This window comes from Streptomyces sp. NBC_00328 (assembly GCF_036139655.1).
GTDB lineage: Bacteria > Actinomycetota > Actinomycetes > Streptomycetales > Streptomycetaceae > Streptomyces.
Genome location: NZ_CP108013.1, coordinates 5,708,288 through 5,727,806, shown reverse-complemented (window position 1 = coordinate 5,727,806; position 19,519 = coordinate 5,708,288). Strand labels below are relative to the sequence as shown.

Here is a 19,519-nt window from a genome sequence, read left to right as displayed (position 1 = left end):
GCTCTGTTCCCCTCGTACGGGAAAATGCGCCGCACCCGCCCCCGTGAACCACGGGGAGGGTGCGGCGCTGTCCGACGGCTCCGGTGTCCGCCGTCGGCGCGGCGAGCTGCTGCCGCGGGCCGCTACGGCAGCAGCCGGGGTCGTTTCCGGGCGGCCACGTCCTCGACCCAGCCGAACAGAGGGATCGCGATCCAGATCAGCACCCAGCCGACGGCGAACATGAACCACTGGCTCTCCAGGGGCAGCCATTTCTCGAAGGCGGGCACCTTCCAGAACTGGTCGATCAGCGGGACGGCCAGGATCAGCGCGATCTCGTGCCAGAGGTAGATCGTCACCGCCCGCCCGTTGAAGACCGTCACCGTGCGGTCGAGCCGCCTGAAGCGGGCCAGCCAGGCGAAGTCGACGCCGTAGTACGCCTTGAAGTACATCAGCGGCGTCACGAAGCCCGCCGACCAGAAGGCCTGGGCGAGAGGGATCTCGTCGAGGTCGTACGTGCCGTACTCCGACCGGTGGGCGAGGGCGTACCAGCCGCCGTACGCGAGCGCGGCCGCCGAGGCGAGGACCACCGCGGCCGGCCTCAGACGCTGGAGCACTCCCTCGCGGTGGGCGAAGCCGACGAGCCAGCAGAAGAGATAGACGGCGAGGTCCGTGAGGGCGCTGCCGAGGCGGCCGTCCGGGAGGTGCGGGCCGTACTGGAGGACGAGGACCGGGACGAGCGAGAGGAGCAGCACCGGGATCGGGGCCTTGCGGAAGATCTTCAGCAGCAGCGGGGAGAGCAGGACGAACCAGAGGTACGTGCGCAGGTACCAGAGAATCTCCCAGGCCTGCACGCCCCACTGGTTCCCCGGGGGGTCGCCGACCGGGACGACCCAGAACACTATCTGCCAGCCCGGCATCCAGCCGTGGATCAGCATCGCCACCACGACGAAGAGGCCCCAGAACCAGAACGGCGGCAGCAGGCGCCGTATTCGGCTCCGGACCACGGTGAGGGCGGGGCGCTCCAGGGACTTGGCCATCAGCGTGCCGGCGAGCGCGAACATCACGCCCATCGACGGGAAGACCAGTCCGGCCCAGGCCCAGCCGAAGGTGTGATAGGTGACGACACGGACCAGGGCGACGGCGCGGAGGGCGTCGAAGTACCGGTCCCGGCCGCCCCCTGCTCCCTTCTCGCGGGAAGGGGACGGGACCGGGGCCGGCCCGGTCGTCGCCGCCGCCCCTGCCTCCACCGTCGCCGCCTCCGCCGTCGCCTCCGTCTCCGCCTCCGTCAAGACGGGGTCCTCCGGCTCGGGAACGTACTGCCACCGCTCCTCGTACGGAGCCGACTGCTCGTACGCCATCGGCTGCTCGTACGACGGGGTCTGGTCGTACGGGAGCCCTTGCCCGGGGTCGTGGGCGTACCCGCCGCCGTACCCGTACGCGAGGCCGTGACCGTACCCGCCGTCGTACCCGGAGTTGTGCCCGTACCCGTATCCGTACTCGCCCTCGTATCCCTGGCCCTGCTGTTCCGCGCCCCAGGTCATCTAGTTCACCCCCGCCGGGGTTCCGACCTCGCCCGTGCGCTTGAGCTTCTGCCAGCGGAGCCGCCCGCCGGTCAGGGCTGTGACGCAGGAGTGGATCAGGACCAGGTACATCATCTGGCGGTAGGCGAGTTGCTGGAGCGGCAGCATCGCGAGGTAGCGGTACTTCTCCCGATCGAGCCGGAACGCGTAGGCCGCGCAGACCAGTTGGACCGCGAGAACGGCCAGCCAGGCGATCAGCGCGGCCCGGAAGTCCACGAAGATCATCGAGTAGAGGGTGAACACGTCGATGAGCGGCGCGAAGACCGGCGTGACGATCTGGAAGAGCACCACCAGCGGCATGCCCACGCGTCCGAAGCGGCCCGAAGGCCCCTTGTCCGTCAGGGACTTGCGGTGCTTCCACAGCGCCTGCATGGTGCCGTACGACCAGCGGTAGCGCTGCGACCAGAGCTGTTTCAGCGAACCGGGCGCCTCCGTCCAGGCCTTGGCGTGCTCCTGGTAGACGACCCGCCAGCCCGCGCGGTGCATGGCGATGGTGATGTCGGTGTCCTCGGCGAGCGTGTCCTCGCTCATGCCGCCGACCCCCAGCACCGCGTCCCGGCGGAACGCGCCGATCGCGCCGGGGATGGTGGGCATGCAGCGCAGCAGGTCGTACATGCGGCGGTCGAGGTTGAAGCCCATCACGTACTCGATGTGCTGCCAGGCGCCGATCACGGTGTCGCGGTTGCCGACCTTGGCGTTGCCCGCGACCGCCCCGATCTCCGGGTCCGCGAAGGGCTGCACGAGCTGGTGCACGGCGTCCGGCTCGAAGACGGTGTCGCCGTCCATCATCACGACGATGTCGTGACGGGCGTTGCGTACGCCGTTGTTGAGGGCGGCGGGCTTGCCGGCGTTCTCCTGCCGGATGACCCGGACGTTCGGCATGCCGAGCGACTCGGCGATCCCGGACGTGTTGTCGTCGGAGCCGTCGTCGACCACGATGATCTCGATCGGATGCGTGCTCCTCGCCAGCGACTTCAGGGTGTTGGCGATGCATTCCTTCTCGTTGTACGCGGGCACGATCACGGTCACCGGCCGGGTGACCGTCGGTCCCCAGCTGAACTTCCCGCCCTGGCTGCCTCTGCGGCTGCGGTTGCGCTGCCGGTGGTGACGGCGGGCGAGGATCAGCATCATCCCGAAGCGGCCCATGACGGCGACGCCGACGACCACGAGGAACCAGGACAGCGCCGGGACGACCCATTCGGCGACCGCCACGGCGTAGACGAGTGCCCTGCCCTCGTAGAGGGTCGCGCCGTCGGCCTTCCGCTGGCCCGCCTGCGCGGCGGCGCTCGCGATGCCACCCGCCGCCGGACCGGTGGGCGCGGCGGTGCCGCCGGACCCGGACACGCCCCGGTCCGGTGCGGCCGCGGAGGCGCCCTGGTCCGGTGCGGCCCCGGACGCCGACCGGTTCAGTTCGGCCTGGGCGCCGCTGACGGTGGTGAAGGTGTAGCCCTTCGCCTTCATCTTCTTGATGTACGTGTCGAGCGCCTCGACCGTCTGCGAGCGGTCGCCGCCCGCGTCGTGCATCAGGACGATGGCGCCCTGGTTCTTCTTCGGTGTCGCCCACTGGACGATCTTCGAGACGCCCGGCTTCTTCCAGTCGTCGCTGTCGGTGTCGACGAAGACGCTGGTGTAGCCGAGGCCGCCGAGCTCCTTGTAGACGGGCCAGCTGTAGTTGTCGACGGCGCTGATCTCCGACGAGTACGGGGCACGGAACAGCGTGGTGGTGATGCCGGCCGCGCCCGCGAGGGCCAACTGCGTCTGCTTCAGCTCACGTTGGAGGCGCGCGGTGCTCTGGTAGGAGAGATCGACGTGGGTGAAGGTGTGGATGCCGACCTCGTTGCCCTGGTCCACCAGGTTCTTCACCACGCCGGGGTAGCGGGAGACCATCGAGCCGACCAGGAAGAAGGTGGCGTCGACGTCGTTCTTCTTCAGTACCTTCAGGACTTCGGGCGTCCAGTTGGGGGTCGGCCCGTCGTCGAAGGTGAGCACGATGGTCTTCTTCGGCACGGACTGCGTCTTCGCGGTGCCGCCGGTGAACGTCAGGATGGGCCCGCCGTCGAGGATCTTCTGGGGGACCTTGTCGTAGGCCGCGCCGTCGCGCACGCGGGCGTCGTTGCCGATCTCCGAGCGCAGATAGCCGTCGAGCAGCATGACGCTGATGAGCGCCAGCAGGAGCATCAGGGCGAGGATGACGCGGGGTTTCTGCAGCGCCGCGGCCTTCCCGGCGGCCCGCTCCAGCTTGGAGGGGGCCCGCCGACGGCCGCGCGCCGGTGTCGTCGTGGTCATGAGAGTGGGTGCGCCCCCGTCACTCGGAGCCGGTGGAGGCGGAGGCCCCGGCGGTTGTCGTGGAGGCGGAGGAGGGCGTGGACCCGGCGGGCGGACCCGACGGCGGGGTGCCGGTGGGCACTCCGTCCGGCGCGCCGCTCGGGGCGGTGCCGGCGCGCGGCCCGTTGTAGCCCCCGTCGGGGGCGGAGCCGGCCCGGCCGCCGTCGAAGGGGAGGAGCGAGGAAGGCGTCAGCGAGGTGCCCCAGCCCATGAAGGCCATGCCGAGCACGACGGCGTAGCCGAGGCAGCCGACGCAGACGAGCATCCCGACTCTGCTCAGCAGGCGGGCACGGCGCCCGGAGTTGTCAACGAACACGGGGCCGGCCTCGGCCCCACTGCCGCGTTTGCGGCGGCGGCCACGCACCTGGACACGGTTTTCGACGGCGGACTCGGATTGCATTCCACAGACCGTAGGACGCGTTTATGTGTCAGAAACTCCGAGTTCCGTATGAACGAACCATGAGAGGGGTCCCAACCTGTATTTTCTCTGTGAGAATCGAGAAATGCCCGCGCAGCCCAGGCCCGATGAATATGGGAGATATGCACCCTTCTGAGGACCGAATCACCCCCTTTGTCGGCATATTCGCCCACGATACCCCTCCGCGATCCTCATTCCGCATTCCGTTCCGGATGTGACACATTTCCAGTCGAGGAACAACCGTTTGTTTCTGTCCTGAGACAGACATCACAAGGCGACACAAGGTGTCGCGAGAGATCCCAAGAGACGCCAAGAGATCACGAGAGATCACGAGAGATCACGAGAGTGGGTGCGTGCGGAATGCGGAGTTTCCTGAGGCCGGCCGCAGGGGTCGTCTGCGTGGTGGCCCTGGCCTGTGCGGGGTGCTCCTCGGGCGGCGACGCCTCAGACCCGGCGTCCGCGGGAACCGGCCGGACGACGGCCGCGGCGGCGTCACCGGACCCGGGCACGACGAAGTCGTCGGCCACCTCGTACGCCCCGTACGTGAGCGCCACGACCGCCGCCGACACCGACGCTGCGGGGTCGCCGACCACGTACAACCTGGCCTTCGTGATCTCGGACGGCGGCGCCTGCACACCGGAGTGGGACGGCATGTACGCGATCGGCGACACGGCCGTGAAGTCCCGGGTCTCGGCGCTGAAGAAGTCCGGCGCACGGGTGCGGGTGTCGTTCGGAGGTGCCTCGGGCAAGGAGTTGGCGTCGACGTGCGACAACGCGAGCGGCCTCGCCGCCGCTTACGGGGCGGCGCTGGACGCGGCCGGCTCCACCCAGGCGGACTTCGACGTCGAGGGCGCCCAGTTGACCGACTCCGACTCGGTCGCGCTGCGCTCCGAGGCCATCGCGCTGCTCCAGAAGAAGCGTCCCGGGCTGACGGTGTCCTTCACCCTGCCCGTGATGCCGTCGGGCCTCGACGCCGAGGGCCTGGCCCTCCTGGAGTCCGCCAACGACCACTCGGTGGACGTCTCCACGGTCAACATCATGACCATGAACTACGGCAGTTCGTACGCCGACGACATGGGTGACTACGCGATCACGTCCGCCGAGGCGGCCCACGAGCAGCTGCAGAAGGTGTTCGGACTGTCGGCCGCCGACGCCTGGCAGGGGCTCGCGCTCACCTCGATGATCGGCGTCAACGACGTGGACAACGAGACGTTCGGACTCTCGGACGCTGCACAGGTACGGGAGTTCGCCGAGAAGAAGGGGGTGGCCTGGGTGTCGATGTGGTCGACGTTCCGGGACCGGCAGTGCGAGGAGGGCAGCGCCACGGCGGGCGACGCGGCGACCGACTGCAGCGGCGTGAACCAGAGTGCGGGGGCGTTCGCGAAGGCGTTCGCGGGCTGAGCCGGCGGCACGTGCCGTGATCAGCGGCTCCGGTACACCAGCCGCCCGCCGATCACGGTCGCCACGCAGGTTCCCGCACCGAGCCGGACCAGTTCGGCGCGGTCCGCCACGTCGAACACGGCGAACCGGGCGGGACCGCCCGGCACGAGCCCCGGCAGCATGATCAGCGGGGTCGGGGACAGCGACGCCGGCCCCGCGAGCCGTTCCGGCCGCCGCCCCACCGCGAGACCCACCCTGCGCACCGCGTCGGCCACGGCTCGCGACCTCAGTTCCCCGGCCACCGCCACCGTGCCGTGCGCCAGCAACCGCTGGATCCCGCGTCGCGCGCTCGCACCGACGCGTGCGGGATCGGCGCGGAAGATCCGCTTGGCCCGCTCCCCGCCGATGGGCTCGGTGCCGAAGCCCTCGGCCTCGCGCGGGTCCGGGTGGTACATGCCTTCCAGGAGCTCCGGGCCGTACGGGTTGAGCAGCCCCGGCGTCAGGATGCCGGGCCAGCGCCGCACCTTCGCGTCCGGACGGCCGGCGGCCAGTTCCTCGTACGGGCCGACGGCGGCGACCATTGCCCCGTCGACCAGGACCGAGGTCCCGGCCGACTGCTCGGCTACGTGAAGTGTCAGCACGGCGCGGCTAGTTGGAGGCCAGCAGCTTCAGCTCGGGGTGCGCGGTGCCGCCCTCGATCGCTGTCGAGGAGATGTGGGACATGACGCGCTCGTCGACCGGGTCGTTCGCCGGGTCGTCGTGGACGACGATGTGCTCGTACGTCGTGGTCCGCTGGGCGGGGACACGGTCCGCCTTGCGGATCAGGTCGATGATCTCCATGCGGTTGGAGCGGTGCTTGGCGCCGGCGGAGGAGACGACGTTCTCCTCCAGCATGATCGAGCCGAGGTCGTCCGCGCCGTAGTGCAGGGAGAGCTGGCCGACCTCCTTGCCGGTGGTCAGCCAGGAGCCCTGGATGTGGGCCACGTTGTCGAGGAACAGGCGGGCGATCGCGATGATCCGCAGGTACTCGAAGAGCGTCGCCTGCGTGCGGCCCTTCAGGTGGTTGTTCTCGGGCTGGTAGGTGTACGGGATGAAGGCGCGGAAGCCACCCGTCCGGTCCTGTACGTCGCGGATCATCCGCAGGTGCTCGATGCGCTCGGCGTTGGTCTCGCCGGTGCCCATCAGCATGGTGGACGTCGACTCGACGCCCAGGCCGTGCGCGATCTCCATGATCTCCAGCCACCGCTCGCCGCTCTCCTTGAGCGGGGCGATCGCCTTGCGCGGGCGCGCGGGAAGCAGTTCGGCTCCGGCGCCGGCGAACGAGTCGAGACCGGCCGCGTGAATACGCTGGATGGCCTCCTCGACGCCCACCTTGGAGATACGGGCCATGTGCTCGACCTCGGACGCGCCGAGGGAGTGGATGACCAGCTCGGGGTACGCGCCCTTGATCGCGGCGAAGTGCTTCTCGTAGTACTCGACGCCGTAGTCCGGGTGGTGCCCGCCCTGGAACATGATCTGGGTGCCGCCCAGTTCGACGGTCTCGGCACAGCGGCGCAGGATGTCGTCGAGGTCGCGCGTCCAGCCCTTGGCGGTGTCCTTGGGGGCCGCGTAGAACGCGCAGAACTTGCACGCCGTGACGCACACGTTCGTGTAGTTGATGTTGCGCTCGATGATGTACGTCGCGATGTGCTCGGTACCCGCGTACCTGCGGCGGCGTACGGCGTCGGCGGCCGCGCCGAGCGCGTGCAGCGGGGCGTCGCGGTAGAGGACGAGCGCCTCTTCCGGAGTGATCCGCCCACCCGCGGCGGCACGGTCCAGCACGGACTGAAGGTCGGCCTTCTCGGTCACCGGGAGCGTCCCTTTCGTAAGGGTTGTGGACAGACCCGACCACCCTACGCCAGCCCACCGCAGCGGCCGACGTCAGGCCCGCCGGCCCGACGTGCCGACCGAGGTCGGGCCCACTCGACCGGCCCGGCACGCCGGGGCCGTTCGGCCGCGCGGCTTCGGCCGCGCGAACCGACCGCCCCGGCCGGCGTCAGGCCGCGTAAGCCCCGATCAGCAGCCCCACGTACGCCCCCGCGATCAGGAAGGGGCCGAACGGGATCGAGGTCTTGCGCCCCGCGCGCCGCGCGATCACCAGCGCCGTCCCGTACAGCGCGCCGAACAGGAACCCGGCGAAGGTCCCGAGGACGACCACGCTCCACCCGTACCAGCCGAGCACCGCGCCGAGACCGAGGGCGAGTTTCACGTCGCCGAAGCCCATGCCGTTCGGGTTGACGAGGAAGAGCACGAAGTACCCGCCCCCGAGCGCGAGCGCCCCGAACAGCGCGGTCGGCCAGTCCCCCGCGTGCTCGGGCAGCGCTGCGGCCGCCCCGAGCAGCACGAGCGCCGCCGCCGCGAGCGGCAGGGTCAGCGCGTCCGGCAGCCGCTGCACCCGGAAGTCCACCACGGCGAGCAGGACGCCGAGCGGCGTGAGCAGCAGCCAGACGCCCAGCTCCGGGCGCGTACCGGTCGCGGCGGCGAGCCCGGCGCAGAGCAGGGCGGTGACCGGCGCGACGAGGAGGACGCCGGGGCCGTAACGGGTTCCGCCCGGCGAACGGGCGAGACCCAGCCATCCGCGCGCGGCCCCGGTGATCGGCTGCCCTTCGGGACAGCGGTCCCGCCACGGTTCGTCGGGGTCGACGGCGAAGCGGTACGCGGGCCGGGGCACCAGGAGCCCCGCCGCCGCGCCCCAGAGTGCGGCGACGGCGACGAGCCAGAGGTCGAGATCCACGCGTTCCCCCCAGGAAGAGTGACTCCAAGATGACTCCGGTGCGACAGCCCCGAAAGCCCCGGCAACCACGGCACCCACGACAGCCGCGGAACCCGTACCGTCGGCGGCCTGCCTCGGTACGGACCCGGCGGCCGGGTCGGTGGGGTCAGCTCACCGCGGCCGCGCCGCTCCGCCAGGCCGGCAGCAGTTCGTCGAGCAGCGCCTCCGTGCGGGGCGGCAGCCCCCGCGCCCCGCTGCGGGCCACCAGGTCCGCGGCGAGCCGCTTCACCTTGTCCTCGTCCCCTGTCGCGTGCGTCGCGCGCAGCAGTTCGTTCCACAGCCGTTCGTCCGCCGGCGCCGAGTTCATCGACGCGTTCAGCGCCTCGATCGCCTTCTCCGCCCGGTCCTTCTCCAGATGGAACGCGGAGAGCGCGAGGCCGATGTCCGCCACGAGCAGCGGCAGTTGGGCGTCGATGATCTCGTGGGTGAGCCAGCCGTAACGCCCCTCGGGGCGGTCGGCGAGCAGCGGACCGCGGACGAGGACGAGCGCGTCGGTGAGCAACCGCCCGCGCACCACACGGCTGTCGACGCCCTTGCCCTGTGTCGCCTCGTGGTAGAGGGAGCGCAGCACGTCCAGGTCGGAGACGACGGACTTGGCGAGCGTGAGCCGCCCGGTCGCGTCGGCGCCGAGGCGGGGGGTGCCGTCGGGGTCGGTGCCGAGCCAGCCGCGCAACCGCTCGACGAGCGCGTCCCGCACGTCCTCGGTGACACCGCGCGGCCACAGCGCGGAGGACAGCACGCGCGGGTGCACGCCTTCGCGGTGCAGCAGGAGCAGCGCCAGCGCCTCGTGCAGCAGCGGGCTGCGATCGCCCTCGGGCGTCTCCAGGCCGATGATCTCGTACGGGCCCACGAGCCGCGCGTACACGGCGGGCCGCCCCTGTTCGCTGATGTCGACGAGGAACGGCGGGGAACCGGCCGGCCCGTCGGGTCCGCCCTCCGGGTCCGCCTCGACGAAGAGTTCCACGACCGCGCGCTGCTGGGCCACCGGCAGCATCTGCGCGTCGAGTTCGAGTCCGAGGAGCGGAGCGAGCAGCTTGCCCTCGCGGGTGATCTCCATCTCCCAGGCCGCGCCCGGCAGTTCGCCGCTCTCGGTGCCGACGAGATAGCCGATGCCCAACCGTCCGGCGTCGGCGGCCAGTTCGGCGAGCCTGAGGGCGTCGGCGGGGGACGGCTCGGCGGCGAGGAGGACGAGGTGCGGGGCCCAACGGGTGTGCTGGGCGGGCCCGGTACGGCCGGTGAGCACGGAGTCGTGTCCGGCGGCACCCAGCGCCCCACGCCGCTGCCGGGTCTCGGCCTCCATGGTCTCGACGAGCGCCTCGATGTCGTCGAGGTGGCGCAGCCGGTTGGGCGCGAGCGGGGTCAGGTCCTCGCCGAAGCCGACGAGCGTGATCGTCATGCGGTCCGACCAGCCGTTGGTGGCCAGTTCGGCGGCGACGGAGGCGAAGACGGCCGCGCGGTCGGCCGCGCTTCCGCTCAGGGAGACGATGCCGGGCACGGCCTCCAGGTTGAGCAGGAGCCGCGAGTCGTCCATGGTGCCGAGGCTGACGAGGCCGGGGTACGGGGCGGCGGTGTCGGTCTCCTCGTACCGCTCGGCGTCGGCGCGTGCCAGCATCCAGAACGTCTGGTCCTGGCCGAGCTGCCACGGCGCGGGCGGCTTTCCGGCCGGCTGGGCGAGCTGGAGGTGCAGATCGCCGTTGCCGCCGAGCCAGGCCGCGTAGACGGTCGGCAACGGGCGGGACTCGGCGGCGAGAGCGGCCGCGAGTCCGCGCAGGGACAGATCGAGGAGACGTACGCCTTCGGGGTCGGCGCCGACGAGCAGCGCGTCCTGGGCGTCCTGGGCGGATCCGGTGGGAACCGGCGGCTCCATGCCCCGGTGTCCGCGGACGGCACCGAGCGCCGACTGCCACAGGGCCTGCCGGCGGCGCCGGCCGAGGGCGCCGAGGAGGCCCGCGGCGAGCAGGGGCGCGCCGACGAGGGCCTCGGGCAGCCCGAAGGCAGGCCCGCTCTCCGCGGCGGCCGGCTGCGAGCTCCGTCCGTCGCGCGAGTCCGCGGCGGCCTCGTCGGAGGCGGCGCGCTCACGCTCCTGGCCATGGTCGCCGCCGGCCCGCTGCTGGGGCACGCGGAAGTGCGCGGTGTCCCGGTCGCCCTGGCCGCTCCGGTCGCCGCTCTCCTGCCGGCCGCCGGCCTGCTGGTGATCGCCGGTCTTCGCGTAGTCGTGGATCTGCTGCTGGATCGGGCGCTGGGCCTGCTCCGGGATCCCGGGCTCGGCGTCGGGCATCTCGACGAGCTCGCCGCCGTGGGCGTCGCCGGGCATCTCCATGATCCAGCCGGGCCGGATGAGGCTGGCCTCGGACAGTTTGGACCCGTCGGGCTGCGTACGGTCCTTGTTGAGCTGGTAGATCTCCTTGTACCGGCGCCCGTCACCGAGGTGGCGCTGCGCGATCTCCCAGAGCGAGTCGTGGTGACGGCCCTCGGGCGGCTGGATCCGGTAGTACTTCGTGTCGCCGTGCTGGACGGAAGCGCCGCTGTCCGCTTGGGACGCGGCGTCGGCGGCCTGTTCGGCGACGGCCGCGGCCGCTTCGGCGGCGGCCCGCTCCTGCTGCTGCCCGAACAGCCCGCCCGGGGTCTGCTGGGCGGCGGCGACGGAGCCGTGCTGGTTGCCTTCCACGCTCTGGCCGAGCTGCGAGAGGCCCGGCGTGAAGCTCGCGGCGGCGGCGCCGACGAGCAGCAGTGCCGCGACGAGCTGACGGGCCAGCAACTGGCTCGCCCCGGCGCCCGGTACGCGGTTCGGCAGCCCGACGCCCGACAGCGCGGCCTTCATCTCGACGAGCACGCAGGCGGTGAACTGCGCCCACGCGAACCACACGAGGACCGTCAGCACGTGGATGAACGTGCCGACGGTGATCTCCTGCTGGAGCCAGTCCAGCGAGGGTGCTCCGTGCGGCAGTGGCCATCCCACTTCGACGACAAGCGCGCCGGGCACGCCGACGAGCAGCACCAGCAGGGCGACGAACGCCCCGAACGCCTTCACGAAGTCCCCGAACGTCCGACGACGCCGGGGCAGGGGCTGCGGCGTCCGATTCCTCGGACCCGGCGAGCCGCCCGTCGAACTGGAGTTGGTGCGTCGCGCCATGGCGGGTGTCCTGGGGTCGTCTGATGAGGGCGTGAGTTCGGGGGGTGACCCGAGCCTACTGAGAGTCTAGGGAGGGTGTCGAAGGCCGGGCAGACGGCATTGACGACCACCCGCCCGTTTCATCACCAACCACCCGGGACAACCGAGTTGCCGCCGCAGCCCGGGACCCGCCACCCCCGTCGGACCCTCACACCCTTCACAGCATCTGCGGGACGCTCCGGGGTGGGCCCTGACACCGGTGCGCCGGTGCCGGTGCGTGCAGGACGAAAAAAGACCCTGCCCCGAGGATTCGGGACAGGGTCTTCATGGAGCGCTGGGCAGGCCTTGCACCTGCATTTCCCCGCAGGAAGCGGGGCGTCTTTCCTTGGACCACCAACGCGTGGCCGGTCTGTGCGGCTTCCACCGACCAGCTCGAGATCAATATTATCAGAGCATCGCGCCGGTCCCGCCGCCCCGCCGAGACGCGCCCCCGGTTCGGGCCGGGGTCCACGCCCACGTGTTGCGCGAGGGTCCAGGGAGCCGGTCTCGCGCTTACGCCGCCGCCAGATCGCACCACACGTACTTGCCGATGTCGCCGCCCTGCCGCAGCGGATGCCAGCCCCAGTCGTCGGCGCACGCCCGGACCAGGAAGAGACCCCGGCCCGCCTCCTCCTCGACGGAGGCCACCTCCACGTCGTACGGCGGCGGCACCGGGCTCGCGTCCCACGCGCCGATCCGCAGCACCCCGTCCCGCCAGTGCAGCCGCAGGGCAGCGGGCCCCTTCGTATGCCGTACGGCGTTGGAGACCAGCTCCGCCGCCATCAGCTCGGCGACGTCCACGAGGCGGATCAGGCCATGCAGGGTCAGGATCAGGCGGACGGTACGACGGCAGACGGTCACCGCCCGGTCGTCCTGCGGGATGTGCAGGGTGTAGTTCCAGGGCTCGGATTCAGGCATGCGTGAACTCCGTTCGCGGCAGGAGGAGCTGATCGGACCGGCGATTCCGGGCGGTGGCAGTGCCACAGCCGTCACGGCAGGACGGAGTGGTGCGCTTCCGGGGTCCCCGGGGTATCGCAGCGTGTGCGTCGCATCACGGACAGTAGGTCATAAATTTGCGACTAGGCAACAGGTTCACCTAGCCTGACACTCGAACGAGGCACCTAGGCACACGAGTTGAACCAGGAGCTGAGCGCATGGCCACACGACGAAATCCCACCGCACGACAGGCGCGACTGGGTGCCGAGCTGCGCAAACTCCGGGAAGCCGCAGGCCTCAAGGCAACCGAGGCCGCGGCCCTGCTCGGAGTGAACTCTGCCCAGATGAGCCAGATCGAGGCCGGCGTCGCGGGGGTGAGCGAGGAGCGCGTGCGCCGCATGGCCTCTCACTACGCCTGCGTGGACATCGAACTGATCGACGCGCTGGCGGCATGGGCGACGGACCGCACGCGCGGATGGTGGGAGGAGTACCGGGGTTCGCTGCCCACGTCGTTTCTGGATCTCTCCGAGCTGGAACACCACACCACGTATCGCCGTGACGTGGAATTCCTGCATGTCCCGGGCCTGCTCCAGACAGAGGACTACGCCCACGGCGTGTTCTCCCACCGAGTGCCTGAACTCCCCCGCAGTGAAATGGCCTTGCGCGTCGAACACCGCATGAGGCGGCGCGGCATCATCGAAGGCACCAGATCCGTTCCCTACGAGGCAGTGGTGCACGAAGCGGCTCTGCGCATCAGGGTCGGAGATCGCGCGACGTCGCGAGCCCAGTTGAAGCGGATCCTCGAACTGTCCGAAGTCCGCCATGTGACCGTGCGCGTCATTCCCTTCGACCTGGACCGTTTCACCGATGCCGGAAGCGCCATGGTCTACGCGGGCGGCGCGGTCCCCCAGTTGGACACCGTTGTGCGGGACGCACCGTACGGATCGGCCTTCGTCGACTCCGAGGCTCAACTCGGCAGCTTTCGAACGCTCTTCCGTAGGGTAGAAGGGGTGTCGCTCGATCCGGCACGATCGCGTGACTTCATCCACAGGCTGACCAAGGAACTGTGAGGAGACCCATGACAAGCCCGAGCAGGTGGCAGAAATCCTCGTTCTCCGGCGGCGGAGACGGAAATGCGTGCGTCGAGCTCGCCTCCTCCCCCGTAGCGCTCCACCTCCGTGAATCCGACGCCCCCGGCACCGTCCTCACCACCACGCCCGCCCCCGTCGGCCACCTCCTCCAGGCCATACGCACCGGAACGGTCGCCGCGCCCCGGCGGTAACCCCTGCCGGCCACGGTCCCGCGACTTCATCCACAGGTTGGCGAAGGAGCTGTGAGAGGTACCCATGAGCACCCCTGACAACTGGCAGAAGTCGTCCTACTCGGGGCCGGGTGACGGCGACTCCTGCGTCGAGCTCGCCTCCAGCCCCGTAGCGCTCCACCTCCGTGAATCCGACGCCCCCGGCACCGTCCTCACCACCACGCCCGCCCCCGTCGGCCACCTCCTCCAGGCCATACGCACCGGAACGGTCGCCGCGCCGCGCGCGTAACAACCCTTCGACGAAGCCCCGTTCGGCGTTCCACTCGCAATGATCAGCGCGATACGTTCACACGTACGTTCTGATGCAGAGGTTGCGGGTGTTACGGGGGAACGCGTGTCGAACAGGCCGACGGACTGGCACATACTCGACCTGGACCGCGACCCGACGCCGGGCGACCCGCAGCGGGTGCGCAGACTCGCGGGCTCACTGCACGACTTCGCCGACGACGTCGCGGACATCCTGCGGGACGTCAAGGGGCTGGCCAACGACGACGCGGTCCTGAAGTGGGCGGGCAAGACGGCGGACGCCTTCGCGTCGGAGTTCGAGGACGTCCCCGGCCAGCTCAAGAAGCTCAAGAAGTCCTACGACATCGCGGGCGACGCGCTCGCCTCGTACTGGCCGGACCTGGACGACGCCCAGCAGAAGGCGGACAAGGCGCTGAGCGACGGCCGCAAGGCCCGCCAGGACCTGTCCACGGCCAGGACCGCGCTCTCGGGTGCCGACGACTGGGTGCACACGGCCACCGCGAAGGCCGACTCCTACGACCCGGACAAGCACCGCGGCAAGAACGTGCCCCCGCCGGACGAGGCCGACGTCCGGCGCGCGACACGTGACGCCCAGCACGCCAAGGAGCGGCAGACCGCCGCGCAGAAGGACGTCGACGACGCCCAGGGGCTGCTGGACGCGGCGAAGAAGCTCGCCGCCCATGCGAAGGGGCTGCGCGAGGACGCCGCCCGCCGCACGGTGAAGAAGCTCCACGAGGCGTCCGACGCCGGTATCCACAACCGCCACTGGTGGGAGGAGCCCGTCGACTGGGTCTCCGACCACTGGGACGAGATCGTCACGGTGTGCAAGTGGGTCGTGACGATCGTCGGCGTCATCGTGATGATCGTGGGCGGCCCGCTGGGCTGGCTGGTCTTCGCGGCGGCTCTGATCGTGCTCGCGGACACCGTGAGAAAAATGCTCAACGGCCAAGCGGGCTGGGGCGATCTGATCTTCGCGGTCCTCGACTGCATCCCCGCCACCAAGGGCTTCACGAGCCTCGCCAAGATGGGCAAGCTCTGGAAACTGGGCGGCTTGCGCGCGCTGGGCGGCGCCTTCATGAAGGGGATCGGCGGGGGACTTACGAATCTGGCGAGCACCATTCGTAACGGCGGCAAGGGCCTCAGGCAGCTGTCCATCGCCCTGCGGGATTCATGGAGAGCCCGCCAAGGATTCAAGACCCCGAAACTGCCGCCGGCGGGCCACGGCACGAAACTCCTGGAAACCATCTCCGAAAGTCGGATCACGCGCGGAAGCGACGGACTGGTATCGAAGATCGACGGCCAGCCGGTCTCCGACTACCTCAAACACGTGACCGACATGCGAGCGCAGAGCTATAAGGATCTGGTGTCGGAAGGAACCGACGCCTTCAGGAAGAAGGACCTCGGCGACTGCCTCGGAGTGGGCGTGGACCGGAGGACGGGAAAGGTCTACGAGGGGATCAACGGGCGCAAGGGAAACGAGATAGATCCCCACGACGTCCACCCCACCATCCGCGACAGCGTCGACAACGTGGCGAACAACGGCCCCTACCCCGACCGCGACGGTGCCCTGACCTTCGACTATCCCCACCCGGATGTTCCGCTCCGGCACGCCGAGGTGAAGGCCACGAACATGGCACTGCACGACCGTGCCGCCGCAGGCCTCCCGGACGGTCCTTCCGCGATGCGGGAAATCACGATGAACACCCACTTTCCCTACATGGGAGGCGGCAAGCCGGCCCCCTTCTGCGCCAACTGTCACAATGTCCTCGACGGCGTGGACAGCGTCGCAGGCAGGTTTCCCGGCTGGCCACCGAGCGACGAAGTCCTTATACCTGGAGTCACTTACTGATGCGCATCGACGTCGACGACCCCGAACTGGACATGGGAATCGACCAGTCCCTGACCTATCAGGGCCGGCTGTTCACCGGAGAGACCATCGAGAAGAATCCCCGGACGGGACAGGTGGTCGCCATGACCACCTATACCGAAGGCTTGGAGGACGGCCCCATCCGCGAATGGTATGCGGATGGAGCGGACCGGGCAGAAGGTCAATGCCGGCGAGGAATTCCGTACGGCCGCTGGCGGGACTGGCACCAGAACGGTCAACTGGCCCTCGAGAAGGAATACGGCGCGCGCGGAATGGTGAGATCGATCAAGAAGTGGTCGGAGAGCGGCGAACTCGTCGACGACCGGACCTTCGACGTGTGAGGCCGACCGCGGCTTGCCTTCCTCCGCTTCTCGTCATCTCCCGCCAAGCTGAACGCAGCCAGGAGCCCATGGACCACAGCAGCTGCCGGATCTGCGGTGATCCGGCTCCCCCGATCGACGGCCGGTGCGGAGAGATCATCGGATACCGCCTGGTTCGGGATCCCTGGTCCGATTCTCCGTCCTTCCTCGACGGCAATCTCCACTTCTCCTGCCTTGAGAAAACAGACGAACGTGGGCAGTTCCACGCGGAGTTCGTCCATCTCGTTCAGGCCGGGCACGAAGAGATCCCCGGTCTGAAATCGTCGCACCCGCCGTTGACAAGGATGGGCCTGAGCATGCGCCCTGTCTTCTCGGGAGACGAGTGCGACATTTTCCAGAGCCGACTGTCCGATCGCTGGATGCTCGTGAAGAAGACCGGTCCGTGGTTCGGCTTCGGCCTTCCCCAGCTCCGGGCCATCGGCTCGGGCGAGATTCCGGTCTCGGCTTCCGAGGTGACCCGATACCGGCTTCCCGTCGACCTTGGAGACAAGGTCGGCAGGTATGGACTTTCCGAACTCCTGGAGTCCCTCGGGGTGGCGCACCGGTACGCCGACGCGGATGAACTGGCCCGCGTGCAATACCGTTTCCGCGATTACTACGCGCCGAAGAGGCTCATCGACTACGTAGCCGTGGCACCCCTGCCGCTACCCGAGGAAGCCCGAACCTTCCTCGCCGCCCACGCGAAGACGTACACCCCCGTCACCTTCGACGAAGAGGACGCGTGATCGAGTACACGTACAAGGAAGGCCCTTGGGCCGAGACCGCGGTGACGCTGGTCGTCCGCAAGCAGGACCTGGACGCCGATCTCGTGACCCGGACCATCTCGCTCCCTCCGACGTCGGTCCGGAGGCCGGGAAGCGACCACCGCGATCGGGTGTCACCGCCCCAGGGCGGACTGTGGGCACTCCAGGTGCACGACAGACTGCCGGGAGGGCTGAGCGATCAGCTCCGCACCCTCATGGCCCTGGTCGAGCCCCGCTCCTCCTCACTGGCCCAGCTAACCTCCCAGGGCTACGACATCCACCTCGACCTCTTCGGATTCGTCGGGCACGGAGCCACGCTGGTGCTGGCTCCCGATGCCGTCCGGAGGGCGGCCGCCCTCCGCGTTCCCGTCACGATCACCACCAGCGTCAGCGATCGGTGAGGATCCACATGGAACTCTTCTCTTCATGGGGCACTCCCCGAGCCGCCCTGCTCATCACCGGGCGGAACCTGGAACCGCAGGACATCACGGCCGCGTTGGGCATCACGCCCACGTTCTTCAGGAAGGCGACGCGCGATGCGCCGTTCCGGCCCGGCGAGGGATGCTGGGCACTCCAGGTGACCGGTGCGCCGGAGCAGGGATTCGACGGGCTCGTCGACGAACTGGTCGCGCTCATCTCTCCCGCTCTCAAAGAGATCCAGGACATCCGCCGCCGGGGACACTCCGTGCAGTTGGACCTGAGCGGCCACGTGCGGAGCGGTTCCCGGACCTTCCTCTCCCCTTACACGCTGACGCGCGCTGCCCTGCTCGACCTGCCTGTGTCCCTCACCACGGACGCCGATCCCCCCGCCCGGTCCGAGGATCTGCTGGACTGGCTGCCGGCCCCGGACGGATCGCACCGGGCTACCTGAAGGAAGGCGTCCGACCTTGACCGCAAGCTCCACCTCCCCGGAGAACCCCGGCCTGTCCTCGGGATTCTCGCTGTCCGTCCCGGATTCCTGGTGGGAGTTCGACATCCGCCCGGAGGGCCGGGACGCGACCGTCCGCGGCCTCGTCGACGAGCGGATCCGTGAGGTTCCCGAACTCGCCGAGTACCGGGGCGACCTGGCGGCCGTGCTGCGCAAGATGGCCAAGGACGCATACGACTCGGGGGCGGTGTACATGGGCTGCATGGCCGAGAACTTCGACGGCGTCCCGCTGACCGCGACCCTCACCGTGTCGGTGCTGGGCGCCAGGAACAAGCAGGGCGTGACGCTGTCGACCGACCCGCGCGCGATCGCGGAGAGCCTGCGGACCGTCACGGCCCGCCGTGACGGTGACGCCTGGCGCACGGTCACCACCGTCGACATCCCTCAAGTCGGCATTGCCGCCCGGACGTTCGGCGTGGAGGACGTACCGGTCGCGCAGGGCGACACCCGTACCCTTCGTATGGTGCTGACACAGACGTACATTCCGGTCCCGGGAACCATCGACCAGGTCGTTCTCGTCTCCGGAGCCAGCCCGGTGCTCGACCTGGCCGAGGCGTTCCACGACATTTTCGACGCGGTGACCGGCACGTTCCGGTTCGTCTGACCGGGACTTCAGGACTCCAGGAGGGGGAATCGGCATGAGTGGTGGCGGCAAGAGCGACCTCGCGCTCCCGCTGAGCGAGCTGGAGGACTACGGCGGGCGGCTGCGGGACATCAAGACCCGGCTGAACCACACCAAGAAGCTCTTCGAGTCGTACCGGGACGACCTGGGCGATCACACCGTCTACGACGCCCTGGACGACTTCGAATCCGGCTGGGAGGACGGCCGCGAGGACATCGGCCAGGCCCTCGACGCCCTCGCGGAGATGTCCGACGCCGTGGTCCGCGAGTTCAAGAAGCTCGACGACGAACTGGCCAAGAACGTCTCCGAGGGCGTGAAGACGGAGAAGAAGGACGGGGCGAAGTAGCCCGAGGGCCCAACCGTGACGGAGGTGCCGGGGTGATCCGGACCGTGGGGTTCTTTTCCGAGCTCGGGCCTGGGTGGGGGCTCCCCCTGGGCGGGCTTCTGCGGGAGTCCGTCAATCCCGCCGGTGAGCCGGACGAGGCGGAGGTCATCGGCTATCTCGGGCGGGGTGCCGGGATCTGGGCCGAGATGAGCGCCGGGCCCGACGTCCTGGACCCGGAGGCCCCCGTCCTGTCCGGCGTCGGTTCGCTCTTCACGGACGGGACCTGGCTGTGGCGTCAGGATCTGCCGTACTACCTCGGCACGTACCACGTCACCCTGCCCCGGGATTTCCTCACGCAGGTCAGGAAGGCCCGGTACCGGGTTCCGGCCGTGCCCGAGACACGGCTGCTGGAGATCCTGAGGCGGGACCTCGGGATCGCCGTGGACTGAGCGGACCGAATGGACCGAGCGGACCGAGCGGTGGACCGGCCGGCCGCGCTGCCAGGA

Annotated in this window: 20 protein-coding genes; 12 read left to right on the top strand and 8 right to left on the bottom strand. The window is 69.7% G+C overall.

All coding sequences use genetic code 11. The features are described from left to right. Positions 1-122: 122 nt before the first annotated feature. The 3 genes from OG485_RS25150 to OG485_RS25140 are packed head-to-tail and all read right to left on the bottom strand — an operon-like array spanning position 123 to position 4,284. Positions 123-1,520: an acyltransferase family protein gene (locus OG485_RS25150; RefSeq protein ID WP_328670815.1), complete on the bottom strand. Its 1,398-nt coding sequence runs from the start codon at positions 1,518-1,520 to the stop codon at positions 123-125. After that, positions 1,521-3,845 (bottom strand): bifunctional polysaccharide deacetylase/glycosyltransferase family 2 protein, encoded by a 2,325-nt coding sequence (locus OG485_RS25145; protein WP_328670814.1) that lies wholly within the window; start codon positions 3,843-3,845, stop codon positions 1,521-1,523. A 19-nt stretch (positions 3,846-3,864) separates the two neighbouring features. Then, positions 3,865-4,284, bottom strand: a complete 420-nt coding sequence (locus OG485_RS25140; protein ID WP_328670813.1) for a hypothetical protein — start codon at positions 4,282-4,284, stop codon at positions 3,865-3,867. Between the two features lie 378 nt (positions 4,285-4,662). On the opposite strand from OG485_RS25140, the gene OG485_RS25130 reads away from it, so the two are divergent. Continuing rightward, positions 4,663-5,703, top strand: a complete 1,041-nt coding sequence (locus OG485_RS25130) for a chitinase (RefSeq protein ID WP_443048755.1) — start codon at positions 4,663-4,665, stop codon at positions 5,701-5,703. A gap of 20 nt (positions 5,704-5,723) precedes the next feature. On the opposite strand, the gene OG485_RS25125 is transcribed toward OG485_RS25130, so the two are convergent. The 5 genes from OG485_RS25125 to OG485_RS25105 all read right to left on the bottom strand — a co-directional run bounded on the left by OG485_RS25125 (position 5,724) and on the right by OG485_RS25105 (position 12,563). Beyond that, a complete protein-coding gene (locus OG485_RS25125; protein ID WP_328670810.1) occupies positions 5,724-6,323 on the bottom strand; it encodes a hypothetical protein in 600 nt (199 codons plus the stop codon). 7 nt (positions 6,324-6,330) lie between these two features. Next, the gene (gene mqnC / locus OG485_RS25120) at positions 6,331-7,530 is read right to left on the bottom strand and encodes a cyclic dehypoxanthinyl futalosine synthase (RefSeq protein ID WP_328670809.1); all 1,200 of its coding nucleotides are present in this window, start codon (positions 7,528-7,530) and stop codon (positions 6,331-6,333) included. Positions 7,531-7,717: 187 nt separating this feature from the next. After that, the gene (locus OG485_RS25115; RefSeq protein ID WP_328449460.1) at positions 7,718-8,455 is read right to left on the bottom strand and encodes a prepilin peptidase; all 738 of its coding nucleotides are present in this window, start codon (positions 8,453-8,455) and stop codon (positions 7,718-7,720) included. A gap of 145 nt (positions 8,456-8,600) precedes the next feature. After that, complete coding sequence (locus OG485_RS25110) at positions 8,601-11,627, bottom strand: BTAD domain-containing putative transcriptional regulator (RefSeq protein WP_328670808.1); 3,027 nt, start codon at positions 11,625-11,627, stop codon at positions 8,601-8,603. Positions 11,628-12,158: 531 nt separating this feature from the next. After that, on the bottom strand, positions 12,159-12,563 hold the full coding sequence (locus OG485_RS25105) for an ATP-binding protein (RefSeq protein ID WP_328670807.1): 405 nt from the start codon (positions 12,561-12,563) through the stop codon (positions 12,159-12,161). A gap of 236 nt (positions 12,564-12,799) precedes the next feature. Here OG485_RS25105 and OG485_RS25100 point away from each other — a divergent pair, with 236 nt between their 5' ends. The 11 genes from OG485_RS25100 (at position 12,800) to OG485_RS25050 (ending at position 19,462) form a co-directional block, all read left to right on the top strand. Further along, a complete protein-coding gene (locus tag OG485_RS25100; RefSeq protein ID WP_328670806.1) occupies positions 12,800-13,651 on the top strand; it encodes a helix-turn-helix domain-containing protein in 852 nt (283 codons plus the stop codon). 8 nt (positions 13,652-13,659) lie between these two features. Further along, positions 13,660-13,863, top strand: a complete 204-nt coding sequence (locus OG485_RS25095) for a DUF397 domain-containing protein (RefSeq protein ID WP_328670805.1) — start codon at positions 13,660-13,662, stop codon at positions 13,861-13,863. A gap of 64 nt (positions 13,864-13,927) precedes the next feature. Then, the gene (locus OG485_RS25090) at positions 13,928-14,131 is read left to right on the top strand and encodes a DUF397 domain-containing protein (protein ID WP_328670804.1); all 204 of its coding nucleotides are present in this window, start codon (positions 13,928-13,930) and stop codon (positions 14,129-14,131) included. A 105-nt stretch (positions 14,132-14,236) separates the two neighbouring features. Continuing rightward, the gene (locus OG485_RS25085; RefSeq protein ID WP_328670803.1) at positions 14,237-15,997 is read left to right on the top strand and encodes a YwqJ-related putative deaminase; all 1,761 of its coding nucleotides are present in this window, start codon (positions 14,237-14,239) and stop codon (positions 15,995-15,997) included. Beyond that, positions 15,997-16,356 carry a toxin-antitoxin system YwqK family antitoxin gene (locus tag OG485_RS25080; RefSeq protein WP_328670802.1) on the top strand — a complete coding sequence of 120 codons (360 nt, stop codon included), beginning with the start codon at positions 15,997-15,999 and terminating at the stop codon, positions 16,354-16,356. Before OG485_RS25085 ends, OG485_RS25080 begins: the two co-directional genes overlap by 1 nt. Beyond that, positions 16,353-17,120, top strand: coding sequence for a hypothetical protein (locus tag OG485_RS25075; protein ID WP_328670801.1), 768 nt, complete (start codon positions 16,353-16,355; stop codon positions 17,118-17,120). The genes OG485_RS25080 and OG485_RS25075 overlap by 4 nt, the downstream gene beginning before the upstream one ends. Further along, on the top strand, positions 17,117-17,539 hold the full coding sequence (locus OG485_RS25070) for a DUF4279 domain-containing protein (RefSeq protein ID WP_328670800.1): 423 nt from the start codon (positions 17,117-17,119) through the stop codon (positions 17,537-17,539). Before OG485_RS25075 ends, OG485_RS25070 begins: the two co-directional genes overlap by 4 nt. Positions 17,540-17,547: 8 nt before the next feature. Continuing rightward, on the top strand, positions 17,548-18,009 hold the full coding sequence (locus tag OG485_RS25065; protein ID WP_328670799.1) for a DUF4279 domain-containing protein: 462 nt from the start codon (positions 17,548-17,550) through the stop codon (positions 18,007-18,009). Positions 18,010-18,025: 16 nt separating this feature from the next. Beyond that, positions 18,026-18,670 (top strand): hypothetical protein, encoded by a 645-nt coding sequence (locus OG485_RS25060; RefSeq protein ID WP_328670798.1) that lies wholly within the window; start codon positions 18,026-18,028, stop codon positions 18,668-18,670. Positions 18,671-18,704: 34 nt separating this feature from the next. Further along, complete coding sequence (locus OG485_RS25055; protein ID WP_328670797.1) at positions 18,705-19,034, top strand: hypothetical protein; 330 nt, start codon at positions 18,705-18,707, stop codon at positions 19,032-19,034. 44 nt (positions 19,035-19,078) lie between these two features. Further along, a complete protein-coding gene (locus OG485_RS25050) occupies positions 19,079-19,462 on the top strand; it encodes a hypothetical protein (RefSeq protein ID WP_328670796.1) in 384 nt (127 codons plus the stop codon). Positions 19,463-19,519: the final 57 nt, after the last annotated feature.

Coding starts and splice junctions, on each gene's coding strand:
- OG485_RS25055 (WP_328670797.1), top strand. CDS start 18,705: ATGAGTGGTGGCGGCAAGAGCGACCTCGCGCTCCCGCTGAGCGAGCTG.
- OG485_RS25100 (WP_328670806.1), top strand. CDS start 12,800: ATGGCCACACGACGAAATCCCACCGCACGACAGGCGCGACTGGGTGCC.
- OG485_RS25145 (WP_328670814.1), bottom strand. CDS start 3,845: ATGACCACGACGACACCGGCGCGCGGCCGTCGGCGGGCCCCCTCCAAG.
- OG485_RS25150 (WP_328670815.1), bottom strand. CDS start 1,520: ATGACCTGGGGCGCGGAACAGCAGGGCCAGGGATACGAGGGCGAGTAC.
- OG485_RS25095 (WP_328670805.1), top strand. CDS start 13,660: ATGACAAGCCCGAGCAGGTGGCAGAAATCCTCGTTCTCCGGCGGCGGA.
- OG485_RS25130 (WP_443048755.1), top strand. CDS start 4,663: ATGCGGAGTTTCCTGAGGCCGGCCGCAGGGGTCGTCTGCGTGGTGGCC.
- OG485_RS25065 (WP_328670799.1), top strand. CDS start 17,548: ATGGAACTCTTCTCTTCATGGGGCACTCCCCGAGCCGCCCTGCTCATC.
- OG485_RS25090 (WP_328670804.1), top strand. CDS start 13,928: ATGAGCACCCCTGACAACTGGCAGAAGTCGTCCTACTCGGGGCCGGGT.
- OG485_RS25080 (WP_328670802.1), top strand. CDS start 15,997: ATGCGCATCGACGTCGACGACCCCGAACTGGACATGGGAATCGACCAG.
- OG485_RS25140 (WP_328670813.1), bottom strand. CDS start 4,284: ATGCAATCCGAGTCCGCCGTCGAAAACCGTGTCCAGGTGCGTGGCCGC.
- OG485_RS25110 (WP_328670808.1), bottom strand. CDS start 11,627: ATGGCGCGACGCACCAACTCCAGTTCGACGGGCGGCTCGCCGGGTCCG.
- OG485_RS25105 (WP_328670807.1), bottom strand. CDS start 12,563: ATGCCTGAATCCGAGCCCTGGAACTACACCCTGCACATCCCGCAGGAC.